This window comes from Mycobacterium sp. 050272 (assembly GCF_039023525.1).
Classification (GTDB): domain Bacteria; phylum Actinomycetota; class Actinomycetes; order Mycobacteriales; family Mycobacteriaceae; genus Mycobacterium.
This window is the reverse complement of record NZ_JBCHKV010000019.1, coordinates 91,171-109,582: the sequence shown is the minus strand read 5'-3', so window position 1 is coordinate 109,582 and position 18,412 is coordinate 91,171. Positions and strand designations below refer to the sequence as shown.

General features: G+C 66.6%; 14 protein-coding genes. 10 read left to right on the top strand and 4 right to left on the bottom strand.

Annotated features, from left to right (window positions below; all coding sequences use genetic code 11):
• Positions 1 to 274: 274 nt before the first annotated feature.
• The 3 genes from AAHS21_RS27100 to AAHS21_RS27090 are packed head-to-tail and all read left to right on the top strand — an operon-like array spanning position 275 to position 5,334.
• On the top strand, positions 275 to 1,417 hold the full coding sequence (locus tag AAHS21_RS27100; protein ID WP_342930595.1) for an exonuclease SbcCD subunit D: 1,143 nt from the start codon (positions 275 to 277) through the stop codon (positions 1,415 to 1,417).
• On the top strand, positions 1,414 to 4,035 hold the full coding sequence (locus AAHS21_RS27095; protein ID WP_342930594.1) for an AAA family ATPase: 2,622 nt from the start codon (positions 1,414 to 1,416) through the stop codon (positions 4,033 to 4,035). The genes AAHS21_RS27100 and AAHS21_RS27095 overlap by 4 nt, the downstream gene beginning before the upstream one ends.
• Positions 4,036 to 4,083: 48 nt before the next feature.
• Complete coding sequence (locus AAHS21_RS27090; protein WP_342930593.1) at positions 4,084 to 5,334, top strand: alpha/beta fold hydrolase; 1,251 nt, start codon at positions 4,084 to 4,086, stop codon at positions 5,332 to 5,334.
• Here the strand turns inward: AAHS21_RS27090 and AAHS21_RS27085 are convergent.
• The 4 genes from AAHS21_RS27085 to AAHS21_RS27070 form a co-directional block, all read right to left on the bottom strand.
• Entirely contained in the window at positions 5,321 to 6,937 is a 1,617-nt protein-coding gene (locus tag AAHS21_RS27085; protein WP_342930604.1) for an ABC transporter family substrate-binding protein, read from the bottom strand. The genes AAHS21_RS27090 and AAHS21_RS27085 overlap by 14 nt on opposite strands.
• A 67-nt stretch (positions 6,938 to 7,004) precedes the next feature.
• Positions 7,005 to 8,855, bottom strand: coding sequence for an ABC transporter ATP-binding protein (locus AAHS21_RS27080; RefSeq protein WP_342930592.1), 1,851 nt, complete (start codon positions 8,853 to 8,855; stop codon positions 7,005 to 7,007).
• On the bottom strand, positions 8,852 to 9,799 hold the full coding sequence (locus AAHS21_RS27075) for an ABC transporter permease (RefSeq protein ID WP_342930591.1): 948 nt from the start codon (positions 9,797 to 9,799) through the stop codon (positions 8,852 to 8,854). Before AAHS21_RS27075 ends, AAHS21_RS27080 begins: the two co-directional genes overlap by 4 nt.
• On the bottom strand, positions 9,796 to 10,773 hold the full coding sequence (locus AAHS21_RS27070) for an ABC transporter permease (protein WP_342930603.1): 978 nt from the start codon (positions 10,771 to 10,773) through the stop codon (positions 9,796 to 9,798). The genes AAHS21_RS27075 and AAHS21_RS27070 overlap by 4 nt, the downstream gene beginning before the upstream one ends.
• Before the next feature lie 165 nt (positions 10,774 to 10,938).
• On the opposite strand from AAHS21_RS27070, the gene AAHS21_RS27065 reads away from it, so the two are divergent.
• The 7 genes from AAHS21_RS27065 to AAHS21_RS27035 are packed head-to-tail and all read left to right on the top strand — an operon-like array spanning position 10,939 to position 18,296.
• Complete coding sequence (locus AAHS21_RS27065) at positions 10,939 to 11,283, top strand: lsr2/espR transcriptional regulator (RefSeq protein WP_096289604.1); 345 nt, start codon at positions 10,939 to 10,941, stop codon at positions 11,281 to 11,283.
• Positions 11,284 to 11,287: 4 nt separating this feature from the next.
• Positions 11,288 to 11,767: an NADH-quinone oxidoreductase subunit B family protein gene (locus tag AAHS21_RS27060; protein WP_342930590.1), complete on the top strand. Its 480-nt coding sequence runs from the start codon at positions 11,288 to 11,290 to the stop codon at positions 11,765 to 11,767.
• Positions 11,764 to 13,740 (top strand): proton-conducting transporter membrane subunit, encoded by a 1,977-nt coding sequence (locus AAHS21_RS27055; RefSeq protein ID WP_342930589.1) that lies wholly within the window; start codon positions 11,764 to 11,766, stop codon positions 13,738 to 13,740. The genes AAHS21_RS27060 and AAHS21_RS27055 overlap by 4 nt, the downstream gene beginning before the upstream one ends.
• Positions 13,741 to 13,745: 5 nt before the next feature.
• The gene (locus tag AAHS21_RS27050; protein WP_342930588.1) at positions 13,746 to 14,696 is read left to right on the top strand and encodes a respiratory chain complex I subunit 1 family protein; all 951 of its coding nucleotides are present in this window, start codon (positions 13,746 to 13,748) and stop codon (positions 14,694 to 14,696) included.
• Complete coding sequence (locus tag AAHS21_RS27045; RefSeq protein ID WP_342930587.1) at positions 14,693 to 15,355, top strand: hypothetical protein; 663 nt, start codon at positions 14,693 to 14,695, stop codon at positions 15,353 to 15,355. Before AAHS21_RS27050 ends, AAHS21_RS27045 begins: the two co-directional genes overlap by 4 nt.
• Positions 15,355 to 16,827, top strand: a complete 1,473-nt coding sequence (locus AAHS21_RS27040) for a proton-conducting transporter membrane subunit (RefSeq protein ID WP_342930586.1) — start codon at positions 15,355 to 15,357, stop codon at positions 16,825 to 16,827. The genes AAHS21_RS27045 and AAHS21_RS27040 overlap by 1 nt, the downstream gene beginning before the upstream one ends.
• Positions 16,824 to 18,296, top strand: a complete 1,473-nt coding sequence (locus AAHS21_RS27035) for an NADH-quinone oxidoreductase subunit C (protein WP_342930585.1) — start codon at positions 16,824 to 16,826, stop codon at positions 18,294 to 18,296. The genes AAHS21_RS27040 and AAHS21_RS27035 overlap by 4 nt, the downstream gene beginning before the upstream one ends.
• The last annotated feature ends 116 nt before the right edge of the window (positions 18,297 to 18,412 follow it).

Below are 18,412 nucleotides of genomic sequence, written 5' to 3'. Positions count from 1 at the left end.
CCAGGGACTACTGAAACGAAAGTGACACAAGAGAATTCACCCGTGTGCACTAACGGCGATTGTCGCTACGAGGCGGGCAAATCACCGGGTGGTCCGAACACTGCGGTAGGCAGCCCGGCCACAGCCGCCAAGCCCACGCTCACGGCGATTGTCGCTGCGAGGCGGGCAAAAGTCACCCGGGCCAAGGCATGCCGGTGCGCTTCCCAAGAGTTGTCGGTCAACCAATTTAGACTCGCGATGCCTTGATAGCCACGTCACGAAAGGGGGAGCCGGGATGCGATTCCTGCACACCGCCGACTGGCAGCTGGGAATGACCCGCCACTTCCTGGCCGGCGACGCCCAACCGCGGTATTCCGCCGCGCGGCGCGACGCGGTGGCCGGCCTGGGCGCCCTCGCGACCGAGGTGGGCGCCGAGTTCGTCGTGGTCGCGGGTGACGTTTTCGAACACAATCAGCTCGACCCGAAGGTGATCGGGCAGTCGCTGGAAGCCATGCGCGCCATCGGTATTCCGGTCTACCTGCTGCCCGGCAACCACGATCCACTTGACGCGTCGTCGGTATTCACCAGCGCATTGTTCACCCGGGAATGCCCGGACAACGTGTTCGTGCTTGATCGGGCGGGCACGCATCAAGTGCGGCCGGGCCTCGAGCTCGTCGCCGCGCCGTGGCGGTCCAAGGCCCCGACCACCGATCTGGTCGCCGAAGTCCTCGAGGGACTCGACGCGGGTCCGGTCACCCGGGTGCTCGTCGCCCACGGGGGCGTCGACGTGCTCGACCCCGACCGCGAGAAGCCGTCGCTGATCCGGCTTTCCGGGGTCGAAGAGGCGCTGACCCGCGGCGCGATCCACTATGCGGCATTGGGGGATAAGCACTCGCTCACCCAGGTCGGTGAGAGCGGCCGGGTCTGGTACTCCGGGTCGCCGGAAGTCACGAATTTCGATGACGTCGAATCCAATCCGGGGCACGTCCTGGTCGTCGACATCGACGAGAGCAACGAGGTAGCGGTGACCCCCAGGCACGTGGGCCGCTGGCGGTTTGTCACCCTGCACCGTCAGGTCGACAGCAGCCGCGATATCGCCGACCTCGACATGAATCTCGATCTGATGACCGACAAGGACCGCACCGTGGTGCGCCTGGCACTCACGGGTTCGTTGACGGTGACCGACCGCGCCACCCTGGACGGCTGTCTGGACCGATTCGCGCGGCTGTTCGCCGACTTGCGCACCTGGGAACGCCACACCGACCTCGCGGTGATACCCGCCGACGGCGAGTTCACCGATCTCGGCATCGGCGGATTCGCCGCGGCGGCTGTCGAAGAGCTGGTGGCCACGGCGCGCGGGGACGACACCGACTCCGCGACCGACGCGCAGGCCGCTCTGGCGCTCTTGCTGCGCCTCACAGATCGGGGCGCGGCGTGAAGTTGCACCGGTTGGTCCTGACGAACTACCGCGGAATCGGCCACCGCGAGATCGAGTTTCCCGACCACGGCGTGGTTGTGGTCAGCGGGGCCAACGAAATTGGCAAGTCCTCGATGATCGAGGCGCTCGACCTGCTGCTGGAGTCCAGGGACCGGTCGACGAAGAAGGAAGTCAAGCAGGTCAAACCCACCAACAGCGATGTCGGTTCCGAGGTGACCGCCGAAATCAGCAGCGGCACTTACCGTTTCATCTACCGCAAGCGCTTCCACAAGAAGTGTGAGACAGAGCTGACCGTGCTGGAGCCGCGCCGCGAGCAGCTGACCGGCGACGAAGCCCACGAACGGGTGCGCAGCATGCTCGCCGAGACGGTGGATAACGACCTGTGGCACGCCCAGCGCGTGCTGCAGTCGACATCGACCTCCGCGGTGGATCTTTCCGGCTGCGATGCCCTTTCGCGTGCACTCGATGTCGCGGCCGGTGACGAGGCCGCCCTATCCGGCAGCGAACCGCTGCTGATCGAGCGGATCGACGCCGAGTACGCGCGCTATTTCACCCCCACCGGACGTCCCACCGGCGAGTGGGCCACGGCCATCGCTCGGCTGTCCGACGCCGACGCTGCGGTTGCGCAGTGCACGGCGGCCGTCGCGGAGGTCGACGATCGGGTGCGTCGCCATGCCGTGCTGACCGGGCAGGTGGCCGAACTGTCGCAACTGCGGCTTGCGGCCGGTCCGCGGTTGGCCGTCGCGCAGGCCGCCGCGGACAAGGCCGCCGAACTCACCCGCCAAGCGCGGGAAGCCAAGCTGGTCGCGGCCGCCGCCGCGGCGACCAGTGCGGCGGCCGACGCCGCCCACCACGGCCGGTTGCGCCTCGTCACCGAAATCGCAACGCGCACTGCGGCCGTCGCAACTGTCGAGGCGCAAGCCCAACAAGCTGCCGATGCGCTGACGGCCGCGCAGGTCGACGCCGAGGCGGCCGGTACCGCGTTACAGGAAGCCACCCGAGTTCTGGCCGATTCGCAGACCTGCGTCGAATCCGCCCGCCGCGCAGTTGATCAGCTCGCCGAGCGCGAGGAGATCGACCGGTTGAGCGCCCGGCTGGCCAAGATCGACGCCATCCACCGTGACCGTGACCGGGTCGGTGCCCAGCTCTCCGAGGTCGTGCTCACCGAGGAGCTGCTGCGCCGAATCGAAACCGCCGCAGCGGCGCTCGATCGCGCCGGCGACCAGCTGACGTTGATCTCGGCGGCCGTGGAGATCACGGCGGTGGCCGACATCCAACTCGCGGTCGGGACAGAACGCGTCTCGTTGTCGGCGGGTCACACCTGGTCGACGACGGCCACCGGTCCGACCGAAGTCGAGGTTCCCGGTGTCCTCACCGCACGGATCACTCCCGGTGCGACCGTGCTCGATATACACGCGAAATATGCTGCAGCACAACAAGAGCTGACCGAAGCGCTAGTCGCAGGTGACGTCGCAGACCTCGCTGCGGCGCGACTGGCCGACCAGCACCGCCGCGAATTGCAGAGCGTCCACGACCAATTGAACGCGACGCTGGCCGGACTGTGCGGCGACGACGACATCGATGTGTTCCGGGAGCGGCTGGCACAGCTGCGCGCCGGGCAGCCGGCCGAGCCCGATCTGTTCGCCACCGATATCGCCGCTGCCCGCGCCGAACTCGACGTCGCGCAGGCCGCTCGCCTGGCCGCGGAAACCGCATCCGAGACCAGTCGCCGGGCCGCTGCGGACGCCGACGCGAAACTCGTCGAAACCTCCACCCGGGCAACACTTCTGCTCAACGAATTGACAACGCAACGGGCCGAACTCGCCAGGGCGACCGAACAGCTGGTGGCCGAGCGTACCTCGGTGGCTGACGAGGACCTGGCTTCGTCGGCGCAGGCCGGACGGCAGGCCGCGGCGACCGCCGAGCGTCAGGCCGCAGAACTTGCCGAAGAATTGGCCGCGGCGGCGCCAGATGCGGTGACCGCCGAATTGGCCGCGGCCAACGAGGCCGCCGCGTCGCTCGGGGCGAGCTACGAAGACGCGGCCCGCTCGCTGCGCGAGCTCACCATCGAACTGTCGGTGTTCGGCAGCGAGGGTCGCCAGGGCAAGCTCGACGCCGCGGAGATCGAGCGCGAGCACGCCGCTAATCAGCACAACCGGATCGGCGGCCGGGCCCGCGCCGCACAGCTGTTGCGTTCCGTGATGGCTCGCCATCGCGACACCACCCGGTTGGGCTATGTCGAGCCCTACCGCACCGAATTGCAGCGACTCGGCCGCCCGGTGTTCGGGCCCAGCTTCGAGGTCGACGTCGACACCGACTTGTGTATCCGCAGCCGAACACTCGATGGCGTCACGGTGCCGTATGACTCCCTGTCTGGTGGGGCCAAGGAGCAACTCGGGATCCTGGCGCGATTGGCCGGCGCCGCGCTGGTCGCCAAGGAGGACGCCGTTCCGGTCGTCGTCGACGACGCGCTGGGGTTCACCGACCCGCAGCGGCTGGCCAAGATGGGTGAGGTGTTCGACACCGTCGGCGCGCAGGGTCAAGTGATCGTGTTGACCTGTAGTCCCGATCGCTACGACAGCGTGAAAGGTGCGCACCGCATCGATCTCAATGCGTAGCACCCGCCGCGCTGCTGATCGCCACTGGCCCCGGCAGAATGGGCGGCGATGACCATGAACGCGAAACGGCGCCGAGTGCACGAAAAGCTTGCGGGAATGCCCGGCGTGCGGCCCGTGCGCAGGCCGATATCCCCAGCCAGCGCCGAGGAGTTCGATCTGTACTACGTGCGCACCGGCCGCAAGTCCGCCCACCCGTTGGTCATCATCCCGGGCGGGCCGGGAGTGGCGTCGGTGCAGGTCTACAAGGGATTACGGCGTCGCGCCGCCCTCGCCGGTCTGGACATCATCATGATCGAGCACCGGGGGATCGGCATGTCGCGCCACGACGACTCCGGCGCGGACCTACCGCCCGACGCGATTACCGTCGATCAGGTAGTCGACGACATCGCCGCCGTGCTCGACGACGCCCATGTGGACTCCGCCGTCATCTACGGCACTTCGTACGGCAGCTATATCTCAGCCGGCTTCGGCGTACGCCACCCCAGCCGGGTGCACGCAATGATTCTGGATTCGCCCCTGCTGTCACGACACGACATTGCGGTCGTTCGCCGCGCCGTCCGCGGCTTGCTGTTCGATGGTGATACTCCGGAGACCGCCGCATTGGCTCCCAAGGTTCGCAAGCTGATCGACACCGGGGTGATGGCCGGGACGGCGGGAGAGATTGCCACCACCATCTACGCTTACGGCGGGGCGCCGCTGCTGGATCGCGAACTCGACTTGTTGCTCAGCGGCCGAATGACGTTGTGGCGGATGCTGTCTCGCTTCTCCGCGGTCGTGAGTATGAATGTCGCGTACCGTCACGAAATCGACCTGGTGAGTCGAATCGCGTTCCGCGAACTCGACTACGGCGCCCAGCCAGACGGCCTGCCGCTCGATCCGGCTGTGGCGTTGCGTGAAATCATAAGCGGAACAGATGCTTTCGAGGCCGAGCCGTACGATCTGGTCGCGGAGATACCGAAGTTCACCTGGCCCACGGTCGTGGTCTCCGGCGGCCGTGATCTGGTGACACCGCGGGCGGTCGCAGAGCAGGTGGCATCGCTGGTGCCGAATGCTCTGTTACTCGCGTTGCCGACCATGGCGCACAGCGCCGTGGACTTTCGTGAGCCTGCGGCACTGATCATCGCCCAGGCGGTGTGCCGCGGCGAAGTCGACCAGCTGGCCGCCCGGGGACCGGCGCTGGACGCATTGCCGGCTCGTCCGGCGATGCGCCTGCTGTGGAAGGCCGTCGAGGTAGCCGCGATCGCGGAGGGTGCGCTGCCGGCGGTGACACCGCTGTGGCGGCGGCTCAGGTCCGCATGAACCCGACCGCGGTGTAGTCCACATCGGCCAGGCCTGCCGCGCCGTAATTGGCCAAATCCTTTCGTACGGCTCGGTTCCCGGGCGACTGGAATAGCGGCAGGTTGAAGCCCTCCTGCCAGATCATCTGGTCTACCTGGTTGGCGAGGGCACGCGCTTTGTTTACGTCCAGCTCCGACAACGTCTCGGCGATCTTCGCATCGATCGCGGCGTTGCCGATCCTGCCAAAGTTGCTGTCACCGTCCGAGGTATAAATCTGTGCAAGTGCGGACAACGGGAAAGCGTTACCCTCCCAACCGAATTGGGCGATATCGAAATCGCCGACGCCGACGTACTGACTGAAAAATCCGCTGCCGGCCTTGAGGTCGAGTACCAGCTTCACGCCGATCTGCGCCAGGCTGTTCTGCGCGACCATGGCAATCTGCCGGTTGGATGCCGCGTCGAAGAGCACGTCGCGAACGACGAGCTGCCTGCCGTCCTTCTCCCGCACCGCGCCGTTGAGTTTCCACCCCATGGCATCGAGGTCTCTTCGAGCCTTGTCCGGGTTGTAAGCGCCCGGCGCGCTGTTGTCTTGGTAGCCAACCTGTCCGGCCACATAGACGTGATTGTTCAGCGGCACGGGATGGGTGCTCAGTCCGTGTTGGACGACATCGACGATGGCTTGGCGGTCGATACCCTGGCAGATCGCGAGCCGCAGCCGCTCGTCGGCCATGATCGAACCCTCGGCGCCGTTGAACGTGAAGTGGAACCAGGTCGGGGCCGGCGCGCGCCGAATAACGATGCCGGGTGTGCGCCCGGCGGTCACCATATCGTCGAGCGTCGTGATGCCGGCGGCATCGATTGCCTTGTTCTGCAAGGCAGGGATGACGGCGGAGACATCGAGCACCAGGAAGGTGATCGAATCCAGCCGTGGCTTGCGGCCCCACCATCGCGGATTACGGGTCAGCACGATGCGCTGCGCTGTCCGGTCGATCGTGGACACGATGAAGGGGCCGGCCGACGGGCCCGGCGCTTCGAGCTGACCCTTATTGAAGACCTCCGGGTTGGCCGTCATGCTGCGCGGTTGCATCCCGCCGGCGAACATCCCCCGCCATTCGGCGTACGGATCGGAGAAGGTGACCACCGCCTGCCGATCGTTCACCCCCCTGGTCACCGACTTCACCCGTTCGAACCCGGCCCGGCTGGCGATCAAGTACCTCTTGTCGCGGCCGTTGCACGCGTCGACCTCCGACTTGAGATCTTCCCAGGTGATCGGCGCGCCGTCGCTCCACGTCGCTTTGGGATTGATTGTGTACGTGACGGTTTGGGGGTTGGTCCCGGTCAGCTCGGCACCGGTGAAGTAGTCGTTGTTAAGCGTCAGCCTGCCGTCCGCCTGGGTCGTGAACGCCCCCGGCAGCGTGGCCGCCAGCACCGCACCGGTGTCAGAGGTATTGCCGTCGATGTTCAATTGATTGAAGTTGTCCGGGAACTCCGTCAGCGGTAGTCGCAGGTTGCCGCCGTCTTGCAGCGTCGCCGGGTCCTGCGGATTCATGTCGCTGGTGGCGCCGACCTGAGCCGCTCGGGTCTCCGGCAGGTCCTCGTAGCCACTTGAGCAGCCGGTGACCATCACCACGAACGCCAGCGCCAGCGCCGCGAGCGTGCGGGCTCTCGGTAGGTGTGTCACGCGCAAGATGCTAACCGGCTGCGGCATCGGGATGCGCCCGTGGAACGGCGGCCAGCAGTCGCCGCGTGTACTCGTGCTGAGGGTTGGTGAAAACCTCATCGCCATCGCCCTGCTCGACGATGCCGCCCCGGTACAACACCACCACCTGGTGCGCCAGGTGCTTGACGACGGAAAGATCATGCGAGACAAATAAATACGACAAACCGAAGCGCTCCTGCAGGTCGAGCAGCAGATTGATGATCCCGGCTTGGATCGAGACGTCCAGCGCCGACACCGGCTCGTCGAGCGCCAAAATCTTCGGCTGCAACGCCAGCGCTCGCGCGATACCGATGCGCTGCTTTTGTCCACCGGAGAACTCGGCCGGATAGCGAGCGGCGTCCGCATAACGCAGACCGACGGTGTCGAGCAGTTCGGCTACGCGTGCATCGGCATCGACCTTCCGGAATCCATTGGCCTGCAAAGGTTCGGCTATGATTTCGGAAACAGGGAGACGGGGGTCCAATGACGCCACCGGGTCTTGGAACACCACCTGAATGTCGTGCCGCATCGCGCGCCGGCTCTCCGGATTCAGCCCGGCGACGTCGGCGCCGAGAACCTCAATCGAACCCGATTGCGGCGTATTCAATTCCAAGATCTGTTGCAGAATAGTCGATTTGCCCGAACCGGACTCTCCGACGATCGCCAGCGTCCGGCCCTGCTGCAGGGTGAAGCTGACGCCGGCGACCGCTCGCACCTCGCCTACCCGCCGGCGAAATACCACGCCCTTGGTGAGCGGGTAGGTCTTGCTGAGGTCGGTCACCCGCAGCACGGTTGCGTCCTGGTCTGCCGCATTATCGACGCCCGGCGGCGCGGTTGTCACATCGAAGATCTCGCAGGCGCTGCGCCCGGCGACGTCGTCGGTGCGAATGCAGGCCGCCTGGTGGCCTTCGGAGACGATCACCAGAGCTGGCTCGGCCGAACGACATTCGTCGATGGCCAGCGGACAGCGGGGCGTGAACGGACAGGCGTCGGGGACAAGCGTGGCCAGGTTCGGCGGCGCTCCGGGAATCGGAACCAGCCGGGTGCCCTGCGGGGCGTCCAGCCGTGGCACCGACCCGAGCAATCCGACCGTGTAGGGCATGCGGCGGTCCCGGTAGAGATCGTCGACGGCCGCGATCTCGACCTCACGTCCGGCGTACATGACCATCGCCCGGTCGGCGAACTCCGATACCACCCCCAGGTCGTGGGTGATGATCAACACTCCCGCGCCGGTGACATCGCGTGCGGTCCGCAGCACATCGAGGATCTGCGCCTGCACGGTGACGTCCAGCGCGGTGGTGGGCTCGTCACAGATAAGCAGGTCCGGATCGTTGGCGATCGCGATCGCAATCACCACCCGCTGGCGCTCGCCGCCGGATAGCTCGTGCGGGAACGCTTTTGCCCGCCGATCTGGCTGCGCGATACCGACCAGCTCGAGCAGCTCCACGGCCCGGCTCCGGGCGGTTGCGCGGTTGACGTCATGGTGGTGAACCTGGATGGCTTCGGCGATCTGGTCCCCGATGGTGTAGACGGGCGTCAGTGCCGACATCGGGTCTTGGAACACCGTGCCGATCGTCTTGCCGCGGATACGTGACATCGCCTGGTCGGGTAGGCCGAGCAGCTCCTGGCCGTGCAGCCGAACCGAACCCGAAATCTCAGCGTATTCGGGCAGCAGCCCGACGACCGCCATGGCGGCGGTGCTTTTGCCCGAGCCCGATTCCCCGACGATCGCGAGCACCTCGCCCGGATTGATGTGGTAGGTCGCCCCGCGCACCGCGGGCACCCGCGCATCCCCGGTGTCGAAGGTAACGCTGAGATCGGTCACCTCCAGCAGTGCCGTCATTGCGGCGGCCCGATTGGCCTGGGCTTCCTGCGGCGGGACGGCTTCGCGCCCGGATCGATCGCGTCGCGCAGACCGTCGCCGGCAAGGTTCGCGCACAACACAATCAATATCAACGCCGAGCCCGGGACCAGGAAGACCCAGGGGAAGGTGGTCGCCGACGGAGTGCCTTCGGCAATCAGCGTGCCCAGCGATACGTCCGGTGGCTGAACACCGAATCCCAGGAAGCTCAACCCGGTTTCGGCCAGGATCGCGAAACCCACGTTGAGCGTCGCGTCGATGATCAGGATCGAGGCAACGTTCGGCACGATGTGATGCACGATCACCCGTCGGCTCGACACGCCCATATACCTTGCCGCACGGACGAATTCGCGTTCCCGCAGGCTCATTGTCAGGCCGCGCACCATCCGCGAGCTGACCATCCAGCCGAACGCCGCGAGCAGCACAATGAGCCACAGCACGCTGTTCGAATGTTTGGTGCGCGGCGTGACAATCGCAATGAGCAGGAAGCTGGGCACCACCAGCAGCAGGTCTACCAGCCACATCAGTGCGCGGTCGCGCCAGCCACCGAAATAGCCGGCGACCGATCCGACGGTGGCGGCGATGGTGGTCGAGATCACCGCGACGCACACACCGATCAGTAGCGACTTCTGCATGCCGGTAAGCGTGCGGGCCAGCAGGTCCTGGCCCAGCGCGTTGGTGCCCAACCAGTGCCGCAACGACGGCGGCTGCAGCAGCGAGTGCAGATCGAGATCGGTATAGCTATACGGCAATAGCGGCGGCACTGCGTAGCAGCCGACGAATGCCAGCGCCAACAGGATCAGCGCCACCGCCGCGGGCTTGTTGCGGAAAAAGCGTCGCACCAACAGGTTTCGGCGCGACGTAAAAGTGGCGACCGGGTGGATGCCGGAGCGCCCCGGTACGCTTTGATCGGTGTCTTGGGTCATGACACCCGCACCCTGGGATCGAGTGCCGCATAGATGACGTCGGACAACAGCCCCGCCAGCAGAACGGCGGCGCCGGAGAAAAGCGTGATCGCCGCGACGACGTTGGCGTCCTGGGTCGCGATTCCGGACACCACCCATTCGCCCATGCCGTGCCAGCCGAAGATCTTCTCGACGAACACCGCGCCGACGACGAGCCCGCTCACTCCGTAGGCGAACAGCGTCGCCATCGGAATGAGCGCGGTGCGTAAACCGTGTTTGAACAGCGCCCGCCGACGGGTCAGTCCTTTTGCCCGCGCGGTCCGGATAAAGTCCTCACCGAGCACGTCGAGCATCGCATTCCGTTGGTAGCGGCTGAAACCCGCGATGGCGCCCAGGGCCAGGGTCAGGGTGGGCAGCACGATGTGCTGCAACCGTTCGATGATCGCGTCGACGGTTCCGGTGGGCGCAAGCGGCGAGGTTTCCCCGGTGTACTGAAAGATTCCCACGCCGGCGAACATGTTGATCCGCAGTGCGCCCAGAATCAGCAGGCTTGCCAGGACGAACGACGGGATGCTCAAAACGATCAGCGACAGCACGGTGATCACCCGATCGCTGAGCCGGTACTGCCGCACCGCGCCCCAGGCCCCCACAATGACGCCGATCAGCGTGCCCAGCACCGAACCGGTCACCACCAGTCGCAGGCTCACCCCGACCCGGCGCCACAGTTCCTGGGAGACCGGGTGACCGCTCACCGTCACCCCGAAGTCACCGTGGACCACACCGGAAATCCATTTCGCGTAGCGGATGGCCACCGGTTTGTCCAAGCCCAGCGCAACGGCCTTGGCGTGAATCGCCTCCGGCGGCGGGGTCGGGTGGCGCTGCATAAAACTGTCGAGCGGATGAAACGTCTGCGAGGTCAGCAGGAAGGTCAGGAAGGACGCGAGCACCAGCAGGACGGCGTAGTTGAGGAAACGCCGGGCGAGGTACCGGATCATGCCCGGCGGGCCTGCCTGCATCGCATTGGGACAGGGTAGCGAGATAAGCGCGACCCGGCTTGGATCGCCCGGCGCCGGACGCGCCGAAGTGGCTCGCCCGCAGTTGCGTATGATGAATTCTTCAATTGATGAACTACAGCATTAGCAAAGCCTTCAGGAGCACGGGTGGAAGCAAAGCCCCTCTACAAGCTCAAAGCCGATTTCTTCAAGACGCTTGGGCACCCCGCGCGCATCAGGATTCTCGAGCTCCTGGTGGAGCGGGACCGCTCCGTGGGGGAGTTGTTGGTGTCCGATGTCGGACTCGAGGCATCGAACCTGTCCCAGCAGCTGGCGGTGTTGCGTCGGGCGGGAGTTGTCGCCGCTGACCGCGACGGCAACGTCGTGACCTATTCGATCGCCTCGCCCGATATCGCCGAGCTACTCGCTGTTGCTCGCAAGGTACTCGCCCGGGTGCTTACCGACCGGGTCGCGGTGCTGGAGGATCTGCGCGCCGACCACTCGGCGAATTAGCGCCATGGGTTGGTTCGCCAAAATTCTGCACGTCGGCCGGGTCGTCGAGCCCGCGGGCGCGCCACCGCCGTCGGCAATAGAACCACCGGCGGGAGTTCGCGGTTCGCTGCAGATCCGGCATGTCGACGCGGGTTCGTGCAACGGATGCGAGGTGGAGATATCGGGCGCGTTCGGGCCGGTGTACGACGCCGAGCGGTTCGGGGCCCGGCTGGTCGCCTCGCCCCGGCATGCCGATGCGCTGCTGGTGACCGGGGTGGTGACGCGCAACATGGCCGGCCCGCTGCGCAACACCCTGGAGGCGACGCCACGTCCACGGGTGGTGATCGCGTGCGGAGATTGCGCCTTGAACGCAGGGGTGTTCAAGGATGCCTACGCCGTTGCTGGCGCGGTCAGTGAGGTGGTGGGAGTCGATATCGAGATCGCGGGATGCCCGCCGACACCAGCCGCAATCGTTGCGGCCCTGCGGTCGGTGACTGGGAAATGACGGCCACGTCGACTCTAGGTACGGTGGCGACGCCGAAAACGGTGTCACGAAAGGGTTTTGGCCCGGCGGTCGGTGGGATTGTCACGTCGGGTGTGGGCATCGCCGGGGTATGGCTGGGCTGGCAAGCCATGTTCGGGTCGGTACGGGCGATACATATCGACTGGCTCCTTCCGCTGTCCGGCGTACACATCGAGCTTGACTCGCTGGGCGGATTCTTCATGGCGCTCACTGGCGCGGTAGCGGTGCCGGTGGGTTGTTATGCGATCGGGTACGCGCGGCATGAGCGGCTGAGTAGGGCCACAGTCGCGATGCTGCCGATGTTCGTCGCGACGATGCTGCTGGTGCCGGCCGCGGGTTCGGTGACGACCTTTCTGCTGGCGTGGGAGTTGATGGCGATCACGTCGCTGATGCTGGTGCTGTCCGACGACACCCGTGCGCAGGTCCGGGCCGCGGGCCTGTCGTACGCGGTGATGACGCAGCTCGGGTTCGCCGCGATCCTGGTCGGGCTCATGGTGTTGTCGGCAGCCGGCGCATCCGACCGGCTCACCGACCTCAAGGGCATGTCCGGCGGCCTCCGCGCGGTGGTGTTCGTGCTGACCGTCGTCGGCTTCGGATCGAAGGCGGGATTGGTGCCGCTGCACGCGTGGTTACCGCGCGCCCATCCCGAGGCACCCAGCCCGGTGTCGGCGTTGATGAGTGCGGCGATGGTCAATCTGGGCATCTACGGCATCGTTCGCTTCGACCTGCAGTTGCTTGGGCCGGGTCCCCGTTGGTGGGGTCTGGCGCTGATGGCCGTTGGAGCCGCATCCGCGCTCTACGGTGTGCTGCAGGCTTCGGTGGCGACCGACATCAAACGACTGTTGGCGTATTCGACGACGGAGAACATGGGCCTGGTCACGTTGGCGCTCGGTGCAGCCGAGCTTTTCGTGGACACCGGTGCCTACGCTGCGGCGACAATTGCCGCAGCCGCTGCGGTAGTGCATCTGATGGCGCATGCGGCGTTCAAGAGCCTCGGGTTCTTGTCGGCCGGATCGGTGGTGGTCGCCACGGGTGTGCGCGATCTCGACCTGCTCGGCGGACTGGCCCGCCGGATGCCGCTCACCACGGTGTTCTTCGGCGTGGCCGCACTGGGCGCATGCGGGCTCCCGCTCGGTGCCGGTTTTGTCGGCGAGTGGCTGCTGGTCCAGTCCCTGATCCACGCCGCACCCGGACACGATCCGACGGTGGCACTGACCACTCCGTTGGCGGTTGGCGTGGTCGCACTGGCCACCGGCCTGAGTGTGGCCGCGATGGTCAAAGCATTCGGGATCGGGTTCCTCGCCCGTCCCCGCTCGCACCAGGCCGCTGGCGCGGGTGAGGCGCCGGCCAGCATGCGCGCCGGCATGGCGACCGCGGCGGGCGCCTGCCTGATCCTGGCGGTCGCGCCGGGGTGCCTCGCCCCGATCGTGCGGCGGATCGTCGCGACGCTGCCGTTCGCCCACAGCGTCGGGTTTGCCGACTTCGGCACCGTGGTCCGGCTGCCCGGGGTGCTCGGTTCGGTCGCGCCGGGTGTGATCGCCGCCAGTGTGCTCGCCACCGCGCTGGTGGCGTCCGGCCTGGCCCGGTTGCGTTTCCGGCGCCGCCCCGCGCCCGTCGTGCTGCCGTTATGGGCTTGTGGTGCAGACGATCTCACCGAGCGCATGCAATACACCGCAACGTCCTTCGCCGAGCCGTTGCAGCGAGTCTTCGGTGAGGTGCTGCGCCCCGACACCGACATCGAGGTCACCCAGACGGCCGAGTCACGGTTCATGGCCGACCGGATCACCTACCGGACCGCGATCACCGACGCGATCGAACAGCGTCTGTACGCCCCGGTGGTCGCGGCGGTTGCCGCCGCGGCCGGCCTGATGCGCCGTGCGCACACCGGCAGCGTGCACCTCTACCTGGCCTACGGGGCGCTTGGTGTGCTGATCGTGCTGGTGGCGGCCAAGTGAACGCGATGTCCTACGTCGCGGGGGCGGCTCAGCTCGGCCTGGTCATACTCGGTGCGCCGCTGGTGGTCGGCCTTACGCGTCAAGTGCGGGCCCGCTGGGAGGGCCGAGCGGGCGGCGGAGTGTTGCAACCATGGCGAGATCTGCTCAAACAGCTTGGTAAGCAACAAATCACGCCGGCGGGAACGACGATCGTGTTTATTGTCGCGCCCGCGATCCTCGCCGGAACCACACTATTGATCGCGGCGATCGCACCGATCGTCGCCACGGGCTCACCCCTGGACTCCAGCGCCGATTTATTCGCCGTGGTCGGCTTACTTTTTCTGGGCACTGTGGCGCTCGCTCTTGCCGGCATTGACACCGGCACCTCGTTCGGGGGTATGGGCGCGAGCCGCGAGATCACCATTGCCGCCCTGGTCGAGCCGACGATCCTGCTGGCGGTGTTCGCGCTGTCCATCCCGGCCGGATCGTCCAATCTCGGTGCGCTGGTGACAAATACGATCGCGCACCCCGAGCATGTACTGTCCTTGACCGCTGTGCTCGCCTTTGTCGCGCTGGTGATCGTCATCGTCGCCGAGACAGGGCGGCTGCCGGTTGACAACCCGGCTACTCACCTGGAATTGACAATGGTGCATGAGGCGATGGTCCTCGAGTATGCCGGACCCCGGTTGGCGCTCGTCGAGTGGGCGTCGGGGATGCGACTCACGGTTCTGCTGGCGCTGCTGGCAAACCTGTTCTTGCCGTGGGGGATTGCCGGCGCCGCGCCCACCGCGCTTCAGGTGCTGGGGGCTGTCGCGGCGGTAGTCATCAAGGTGGCGGTTCTGGCCGCGTTGCTCGCGACATTCGAGGTGTTCATCGCCAAGCTCCGATTGTTCCGGGTGCCAGAACTATTGGCGGGCTCATTCCTGCTGGCCTTGCTCGCCGTCACCGCCGCCAACTTCTTCACGGTGCGCACATGAGCGACGCGAACTTCTCGACCTTGGTCGACTTCGCCGCGGGCGGGCTGGTGCTGGCCGCGGTCTTGATTGTCTGGCGCCGCGACGTGCCCGCCATCGTGCATCTGCTGGCCTGGCAGGGCTTGGCACTCACCGCGATCCCGGCGTTGCGCGGCATCCACGATCACGATGTCGCGCTGATCGCGGTCGCCGTCGTCGTACTGGTGCTGCGTGTCGTGGTGTTGCCGTGGCTGCTCGCGCGGGTGGTGAGTGCCGAGACCGCCTCGCGGCGCGAGGCCACGCCGCTGATCAATACCACCAGTTCGCTGCTGATTACCGGCGGATTGACCGTCGCCGCCTTTGCGATCACCCAACCGGTGGTGGACCTGGCGCCCGGCCCCAGCACCAACGCCGTGCCGGCGGCGTTCGCGGTGGTGCTGATCGCGCTTTTCGTGTTGACCACCCGGTTGCACGCGATCTCGCAAGCCGTCGGATTCCTGATGCTAGACAACGGGATTGCCGCGACGGCTTTCCTGCTTACGGCGGGAGTGCCGTTGATCGTCGAACTCGGAGCTTCACTGGATGTGCTGTTGGCCGTCATCGTGATCGGCGTGCTGACCGGACGGCTGCGAAACACCTTCGGCGACGCCGACCTGGACAAGCTGCAGGAACTGCACGACTGATGACTACTTTGCTCCTCATTGCGATCCTTGCGCCACTTGCCGCGTCAATCGCCACCCTGGTCGGCGGATGGCGGCACGTGACCGCGGCACTGACTGTCCTGTCCGCGGTCACCGCGCTGGTATGTGGCGTCACAGTGGGATTTCAGGTCGGATCCGGTACCCGGTTCGCGCTCGGCGGCCTGCTGCGTGCCGACGCGCTCACGGCGACGATGCTCATCGTCATCGGGATCGTCGGCACGCTGGCCACCTGGGCGAGCGTTTCTTACATCGACGGCGAGCTGGCGTGCGCCCACACCGATGAGCGCGGCGCCCGCCTGTTCGGTGTACTGACACCGGCGTTCTTGGCGGCGATGGTTCTCGCGGTGTGTGCCAACAATATTGGCGTGGTGTGGGTGGCGATTGAGGCCACCACCGTGATCACCGCCTTCCTGGTGGGGCATCGGCGCACGCGCACCGCGCTGGAAGCGACCTGGAAGTACGTGGTGATCTGCTCGGTCGGTATCGCCGTCGCGTTCCTGGGAACCGTGCTGCTGTACTTCGCAGCGCGCTACGCCGGCTTGCCCGCCGCCCACGCGTTGAACCTCGATGTCCTTGCGGCGTACGCGCACGGCCTGAATCCCGCTGTCGCGCGGTTGGCCGGCGGACTACTGCTGATCGGTTACGGCGCCAAGGCCGGGCTGTTCCCGTTCCACACCTGGCTGGCTGACGCCCACAGCCAGGCCCCCGCGCCGGTGTCCGCGCTGATGAGTGGCGTGCTGTTGTCGGTCGCGTTCTCGGTGATCATCCGACTGCGACCGATCATCGACGCGGCCACCGGACCCGCTTTTCTGCGCGGCGGACTGCTGGTGGTCGGGTTGACGACGCTGCTGGTCGCCGCGCTGATGCTGACCGTCACCGGCGACATCAAGCGGATGCTGGCGTACTCCTCGATGGAGAACATGGGGCTGATCGCGATCGCGGCGGCCGCGGGCACCACGCTGGCGGTCGCCGCACTGCTGCTGCATGTGCTTGCCCACGGAATCGCCAAGACGGTGTTGTTCCTGGCGGGTGGTCAGTTGCAGGCCGCGCACAACTCGACGGCGATCGCCGATATCACCGGCGTCATGCACCGGTCGCGGCTGATCGGCGTGTCGTTCGCCACCGGCCTGATCGCGCTGCTGGGCCTGCCACCGTTCGCGATGTTCGCCAGCGAACTGGCGATCGCGCGCTCGCTGGCCGGCGCGCGGCTGGCCTGGGTGCTGGGTGTCGCGATCCTGCTGATCGCGATCGCCTTCGCCGCCTTGGCCCGCAACTGCGGGCGTGTACTGCTCGGTGCGCCCGCGGCGGGTGCGCCATCTCTTGCCGTGCCGGCCACAGCCGCAACGGTCTTGGTCCTTGGTATCGCGGTCGCCGCCGCCCTCGGCATCACGGCCGGCCCGCTCACCCACCTGTTCACAGTCGCCGCCAGCGCCAACGCCGGATCCTCGCGATGAACCGAAGCTGGTTGCGGCACAGAATTTCTCAGCGCGAGCTCGCCGAAAGGGCCGAACAACTGCTGGACGATTCCTTCAGGCTGGCCTTGGTCGCCGCACACGACGACGGGGACAGCCTGCGTGTCGTCTACCTGTTTCTGGCCGGCTGCCCCGATCGCCGTGTCGAGCTTGAATGCGTTGTGCCCGTTCAGAATCCAACGATCCAATCGTTGGCCTATGTGTCGTTTCCGGCGAGTCGATTCGAGCGCGAGATGGCGGATCTCTACGGAATTCGGCCCGTCGGCCACCCCAAACTTCGCCGCTTGGTCAGTCACGCGCACTGGCCCGACTGGCATCCGATGCGCACCGACCCGGGACCCGCGCCCGAATTCCCCGACACCGGCGCGTTCCCGTTCCTCAACGTCGAAGGGCCCGGGGTGTACGAGATCCCGGTCGGCCCGGTGCACGCCGGCCTGATCGAACCGGGCCACTTTCGCTTCTCGGTCGCGGGTGAGACCGTCGTGCGCTTGAAAGCCCGGCTGTGGTTCGTCCACCGCGGCATCGAGAAGCTGTTCCACGGCCGGACCGCCGATGGGGCAGTCGATCTCGCCGAACGCATCAGCGGCGATACGTCGGCCGCGCACGCCCTGGCCCACAGCCTCGCCGTCGAAGACGCCCTCGGCATCGAACTGCCCGACGAGGTGCACCGGCTGCGCGCGCTGATCGTCGAACTTGAGCGGCTCTACAACCACGCCGCCGATCTCGGCGCCCTGGCCAACGACATCGGCTACTCCATCGCCAACGCCCATGCCCAACGTATCCGGGAAAGACTGCTGCGGCTCAACGCCTCCGTCACCGGCCACCGGCTGCTGCGCGGTGCTATTCGCCCGGGCGGCGTTGTGCTGCAATGTCTTCCCGACACCGAGGAACTTCACCAGCTCGCCGCTGACCTGGCCGAGGTCGCGTCGCTGACACTGACGAACGCGGTCGCCTACGACCGATTCGCCGGCACCGCGATTCTTCGCTGCGAAGACGCTCGTGCCCTGGGCTGCCTGGGGTACGTCGCTCGTGCCAGCGGCCTTCGCACGGACGCCCGGGTCGAGCACCCCACCGTCGATCTGCCCGTCGTGGAAATAGCCGCGACGGCAGGCGATGTCCTGGCCCGCTACACCGTGCGGAGCGACGAGTTCGCCGCGGCCACTGTCCTGGTCCGGCACCTTGTCGAGTCGCACAGCGGCCCAATCGAATACGGTGTCAGCACCGAAGCGGGCACGCCGGGCAGCGGGGTCGGCATAGTCGAGGGTTGGCGTGGCACCATCGTGCACCGCGTCGAGATCGACGCGGCCAACCGCATCACCCGTTCCAAGATCGTCGACCCGTCCTGGTTCAACTGGCCCGCGCTGCCCGTGGCGATGGCCGACACGATCGTCCCCGACTTCCCGTTGGCCAACAAGAGCTTCAACCAGTCCTACGCGGGCAACGACCTGTAGCCGAGGCGAGCCCGGACTCCCCAGTGGCCGTCGCTAAGGGATTCAGAATTCGCTGAGCAAAACTAGACCCTGCGCCAATCGCAGGAGATATGCTGCGGCACCGACTGGCTGGCGAT